This is a genomic window from Microcoleus sp. BM001215392 (assembly GCF_036700185.1).
GTDB lineage: Bacteria > Cyanobacteriota > Cyanobacteriia > Cyanobacteriales > Microcoleaceae > Microcoleus.
Window position 1 is genome coordinate 1 of sequence record NZ_JAUBOJ010000108.1, and the last position, 5,547, is coordinate 5,547.

Consider the following 5,547-nt stretch of genomic DNA (forward strand, 5'->3'; position numbering starts at 1 on the left):
TAGTCGATAGGATACAGGCGCGAATGCTTCGCCCTTGCGGATATGTTTGCACAATTGGGATGCTCCCTTTTTTTATTTAACCGCAGAGAGCGCAGAGGGCGCAGAGGAGTAGAAAAGAGAGATGTTCGCAAATTCTGCTTTCTGTTGCTATATTATCCCGGAACGGTCATCGGCACGCCATTATCCGAAGGTTTCAATTTCAGTAAAAAAGGCACTGCTTTTTGCACCCATGCTTTGACAGGTGTGTAACTTGCTGCGTGTTCTCCGAAAGAGATTTCCAGCATATCTGTGTGAATTATGCCGGGATTCAAAGGAATCGCTGCCATGCCTCGCGGGAGTTCTTGGGCGAGCGATCGCGTCAATCCTTCGATCGCCCACTTAGAAGCGCAATAGGGCGCGACTTCCGGCGAAGTTGACCTTCCCCAACCCGAACTAAAGTTGACAATGATGCCACTTTTTCGAGCAATCATTGCCGGGACAAAGTGGCGAATTACATTCGCGGTTCCTTTAATATTAACATCAATTACTTGAGAGAACTCTTCGCTGCTGATATTCCAAAGCGGCGCGGAATAATTAGTGATAGCTGCATTGTTAATCAGCAAATCTGGCGGTTGCTGATGAGCCATAATTTCTGTAGCCCAAGCTTTGACTTGCTCGTCGCTGGCAACATCCAAACAAGTAAAATGATGGGGCGCACTATATTTTTGGTTGAGTTGTTCCACGGCTTGGGAAGAGCGGGCGCATCCTAAAACTGTGTGTCCCAATTCAATAAACTTTTCGGTCATGGCGAGACCGAGACCGCGACTGACTCCGGTAATTACAATTAATTTTGTCATAGAGTTGGTGCAATTTTTAGATTAAGTAATAGAATACATATTGACGGAGCATTTAACAAATCATCCCAGGGGGAAAGCATGAAAGTAAAAGCAGCAGTTGCTCGCAGTGCCGGCCAACCTTTGACCATTGAAACGGTCGATCTAGATGGGCCACGAGATGGTGAGGTGCTGGTAGAAATTAAAGCGACGGGTGTTTGTCACACTGATGCTTATACTCTTTCTGGCGCCGATCCCGAGGGTTTGTTTCCGGCAATTCTCGGCCACGAGGGAGCTGGGATTGTTGCGGATGTGGGGGCGGGAGTGACAAGTGTCAAAAAGGGCGATCGGGTAATTCCACTTTACACTCCCGAATGTCGCAACTGCACATATTGTTTGAGTGGCAAAACGAATCTCTGTCAAGCAATTCGCCTCACTCAAGGACAAGGCGTGATGCCCGACGGGACGAGCAGATTTTCAATTAATGGCGAGAAAATTTTCCATTACATGGGAACTTCTACCTTCGCTAATTATACAGTATTGCCAGAAATTGCCGTAGCGAAAATTCGCGATGACGCTCCCTTTGACAAAGTTTGTTTGATCGGCTGCGGCGTTACAACTGGCATCGGCGCTGTCATCAATACGGCGAAAGTAGAACCTGGTTCTAATGTCATAGTTTTTGGTTTGGGCGGCGTGGGTTTGAATGTAATTCAAGCAGCGCGCCTGGTGGGAGCTAATATGATTGTCGGCGTAGATATGAATCCCGACAAACGAGCAATGGCGGAAAAATTCGGCATGACTCACTTTGTAAATCCCCGCGAAGTTGAGGGCGATTTAGTGCCTTATTTAGTAGATTTAACCAAAGGCGGAGCTGATTACACTTTTGAATGTATCGGCAACGTTAACGTGATGCGCCAAGCTTTGGAATGCTGTCACAAAGGTTGGGGTGTGAGCGTGATTGTCGGGGTAGCGGGAGCCGGGCAAGAAATTAGCACCCGCCCGTTTCAATTAGTAACTGGTAGAGTGTGGAAAGGCACGGCTTTTGGTGGCGCGAAGGGCCGAACCGATGTTCCGAAGATTGTTGATTGGTACATGGATGGTAAAATTGATATTGACAGTTTGATTACTCAGGTAATGCCGATCGAGCAAATTAATGAAGCTTTTGATTTGATGCACCAAGGCAAAGTAATTCGCACTGTTTTGACATTTTGAATTATTGGTTATTCGTTATTGGTTATTGGTTATTTGTTATTTGTTATTTGAACAATGACAATCAATTTCCCAATCCTTAATGCCCTGTTTGGCCAATGCCCAATGCCCAATTCCCAATTATCAATTACCAATTACTATGTCCGAATCATTAAAACTGGAAAAACAATATAAAAGCTTCGGTGGCCAACTCGGCTTTTACAGCCATCAATCATTCGCCTGCAACAGCGACATGAAATTCACTGTTTATCAGCCACCACAAGCCAAAACAAAACCCGTACCAATCCTGTACTTTCTATCAGGTTTAACCTGTACGGAAGAGAACTTTATGGCAAAAGCGGGGGCGCAACAATGGGCAGCAAAATATGGGTTAATGCTGGTGGCGCCCGACACTAGCCCGCGCAATACTGGCATTCCCGGCGAAGATGATGATTGGGATTTGGGAAGCGGTGCGGGTTTTTATGTGGATGCGACAGCCGCACCTTGGAATTCTCACTATCGAATGTACAGTTATGTGGTTGATGAGTTGCCGAATTTAATCGCGGCAAACTTTCGGGTGATACCGGAAAAGCAGGGGATTTTCGGTCATTCGATGGGCGGACACGGGGCTTTAATTTGCGCGTTAAAAAACGGCGATCGCTATCTTTCAGTTTCGGCTTTTGCGCCTATTTGCGCCCCTGTGCGCAGCCCTTGGGGACAAAAAATATTTGGACACTACCTCGGTGGCGATCGGGAGAGTTGGAAGGCTTGGGATGCGAGCGAATTAGTTCGCCAAAAGCAATACAAGCGTCCGATTTTGATTGACTGCGGTACGGATGATTCGTATCTAGCTGACGGGCAATTATTGCCGGATGCGTTTGCTGTTGCTTGTGCAAAAGTGGGACAGCCGCTGACTTTAAGGATGCAGGAAGGTTACGATCACAGCTATTATTTTGTGGCTAGTTTTATGGAGGATCACATTCGCCATCATGCGGCTGCCTTGTGCAAGTAAAATAGGTTCGTAGTAAGGACTTTAGTCCTCCCAGGTTCGTAGTAAGGATTTTAGTCCTCCCAGGTTCGTAGTAAGGACTTTAGTCCTAAAGGTTCGTATTAAGGACTTTAGTCCTCCCAGGTTCGTAGTAAGGACTTTAGTCCTCCCAGGTTCGTATTAAGGATTTTAGTCCGGAGAGGACTGAAGTCCTCACTACGAACCACTGAAGTCTTCACTACAAACCAATGGGAAATACCCACTCTTTGTACTTGCTATCGCGATTTTCGATAATTCCCGTCAGTTTGTCCAAAATCTTTTCAGTGATGGGTCGGTTTTTCGGCAATTGATAGTTTTCTATTCGGTTAATTGGCGTAATTTTGGCGGCGGTTCCGCACAGGAAAATCTCGTCTGCAATCAACAGTTCTGATTTGTCAACGGGTCTTTCTGTGACTTCAATTCCTAAGTCTCGGGCGATGGTGATTACGCTATCTCTGGTGATTCCTTCCAGAATATCTTGCTCGAAACCGGGAGTAACTAATTTACCGTTTCTGGCGACAAATATGTTCATTCCTGAAGCTTCGCTGACCTTTCCTTGGGTGTTCATCATAATCGCTTCGTCGAAGCCGGATTCTACTGCTTCTGTTTTAGCTAGGGCTGAGGTGATGTAGGCGCCGCTAATTTTACCTCTTAGAGGTAAGCTGCGGTCTTCTTGACGGTACCAAGAGCTAATTCTACAGTTAACTCCTTCTTTTGGCAAGTAGTCGGAAAGTTCTAATCCGTAAACAAAGAAGTCTGTTTCTACGTTGTGCAGTCTGGGGGCTATTCCTAAACTTGATGTGTAGATAAATGGACGGATATAAAATGATTTTGTAGGCTGATTTTTTTTAACAAAATCAGTGATTACTTGTTGGATTTTGTCGGGGGGAATATCGCAGTGGAGGAAGCTGGCACTTTGACTTAATCTTTGACAGTGACGGTCTAATCTAAATAGTAAGATGCGATCGGCATTTTGGGGGTCGGGAATTCCTCTCAACCCGCCTAAAACTCCGGTTCCGTAGTGCAGGGCGTGGGTGGCTATGGAAATTTTGGCGTCGGTAAATGGCAGAAATTGGTTTTGAAAGTAGGCGATGGGGAGAAAACTATCCATGATTCAAGCTGGCGATGAGTTTGGCAGTCCGCGAGGAATGGTGATTTTGGTTATATTACCATAAGTTATGCGATTTTAAATTTGGGATTTGGGATTTGGAATTGACAATGACTGATGAACTATCGGTTTTGAGATAGCCTGCTGTTGGATTATTTTTTGTGAACTGGGATGATTCTTGTGTTGGTATAACGATTTATAAAATAATATAAATTGCGCTCGGTTTGGTTGATAATTGTTTTGAGAAAAAGTGCACTTCTCGAAGAGGGCTGCGCTCACGACTATTAACAAAAATCAATGAAGGGGTAACTGTGGCACGTAAATGTTTCATCATTGAAATGGGGATGGGTATCGACCAGCACGGGCAGGAACCGACTGTGGCGGCCGCTAGGGCTGTACGAAATGCGATCGCCAATAATGCTCTCCTAGGCGTCTGGGAAGTGGCGGGTTTGACTGACCCCAATCAGATGATTGTGGAGGTGAAGGTGGCTGTTCCTTACCCGGAACAAGTGCGACACGAGGAGGTGTTGGCGGTGCTGCCTTTTGGTAGCAAAACTCTGATTGTGGAGCCAGGGGGGATGATTGTGCCCGGAAGGGCGATCGCCTCTCTGAATGATAAAAATGATGAAATGTTAATCGCTGTGGCGGCTGTGACTGTTTTTGTGGACAATCAGCAGTAACTAATTGTGTGTGGTTTGAATAAATCGGCGGGCGTGCAAGTGCGATCGCCCGTCGGTGAGAAAATTATTAATTTAGTCTAAGTTTCCCGCAGCAAAAATAGAGTCCGATCGCGTGCAAGTGCGATCGGACTCTAGCTAATTATTGCGGCCCGCTGACATCTGCCAACATTTGGTTGACCATTTGCAAGTGCGCCTGAAGGTTGGGCAATTTCTGGGTAGCCCAAGCCTTTAACTGGGGATCTTGTCCTTGTTGAGATTGAGCCTTAAACAAAGCAATAGCCTGATTGTGGCTGTCGATCATCGCCTGCTTGTAAGCTGCGTCAAAACTTGCACCCGAGAGTCCCGAAAGTCGATCGCTCAAAGCTTTGTTTTGGCCGCTCATCTGCTTGGGTACTTCTATGCCCTTTTGCATTGCTAACTGCATCAGTTCTTGATTGACCCGGGTGTGTTCGTCAATCATTTGTTGCCCGTACTGTTTTACAGCACTGCTAGAACCGCGCTGCACTGCCAACCTGCCGAGCTGCACTTCCAGCATACCAGTTTGACCTGCTTGCATCACAAAGTTGCTGTCTCTGCTGCTGAGAGAATTAGGAGAATTCTTTTCTGTTGAAGAGCTGGGAGAACGGCCGGGATCGTTATTGTTGCTGGGGACAGTAGAGTCGAAAGGACGGCCGCCAGGATTTGTATTGTTGTTTGGATCGCTCACAGGAGCTTCCGAAGAGCGATCGGGAT

Annotated in this window: 6 protein-coding genes; 3 read left to right on the top strand and 3 right to left on the bottom strand. The window is 46.4% G+C overall.

What is annotated here, in order from left to right:
• Positions 1-152 precede the first annotated feature (152 nt).
• Positions 153-836, bottom strand: coding sequence for an SDR family oxidoreductase (locus tag QT974_RS13865; RefSeq protein WP_333469054.1), 684 nt, complete (start codon positions 834-836; stop codon positions 153-155).
• 78 nt (positions 837-914) lie between these two features.
• Here QT974_RS13865 and QT974_RS13870 point away from each other — a divergent pair, with 78 nt between their 5' ends.
• Together QT974_RS13870 and fghA are read left to right on the top strand one after the other, a co-directional pair.
• The gene (locus QT974_RS13870) at positions 915-2,024 is read left to right on the top strand and encodes an S-(hydroxymethyl)glutathione dehydrogenase/class III alcohol dehydrogenase (RefSeq protein ID WP_333469055.1); all 1,110 of its coding nucleotides are present in this window, start codon (positions 915-917) and stop codon (positions 2,022-2,024) included.
• Positions 2,025-2,160: 136 nt separating this feature from the next.
• A complete protein-coding gene (fghA, locus tag QT974_RS13875; protein ID WP_333469056.1) occupies positions 2,161-3,012 on the top strand; it encodes an S-formylglutathione hydrolase in 852 nt (283 codons plus the stop codon).
• Between the two features lie 214 nt (positions 3,013-3,226).
• On the opposite strand, the gene QT974_RS13880 is transcribed toward fghA, so the two are convergent.
• A complete protein-coding gene (locus tag QT974_RS13880) occupies positions 3,227-4,138 on the bottom strand; it encodes a branched-chain amino acid transaminase (protein WP_333469057.1) in 912 nt (303 codons plus the stop codon).
• A 308-nt stretch (positions 4,139-4,446) separates the two neighbouring features.
• On the opposite strand from QT974_RS13880, the gene QT974_RS13885 reads away from it, so the two are divergent.
• Positions 4,447-4,815: a Lin0512 family protein gene (locus QT974_RS13885; protein ID WP_333469058.1), complete on the top strand. Its 369-nt coding sequence runs from the start codon at positions 4,447-4,449 to the stop codon at positions 4,813-4,815.
• Between the two features lie 139 nt (positions 4,816-4,954).
• Here the strand turns inward: QT974_RS13885 and QT974_RS13890 are convergent.
• Positions 4,955-5,547, bottom strand: a 593-nt coding sequence (locus QT974_RS13890) for a DUF4142 domain-containing protein (protein WP_333469059.1), incomplete at its 5' end; no start/stop codon positions are given.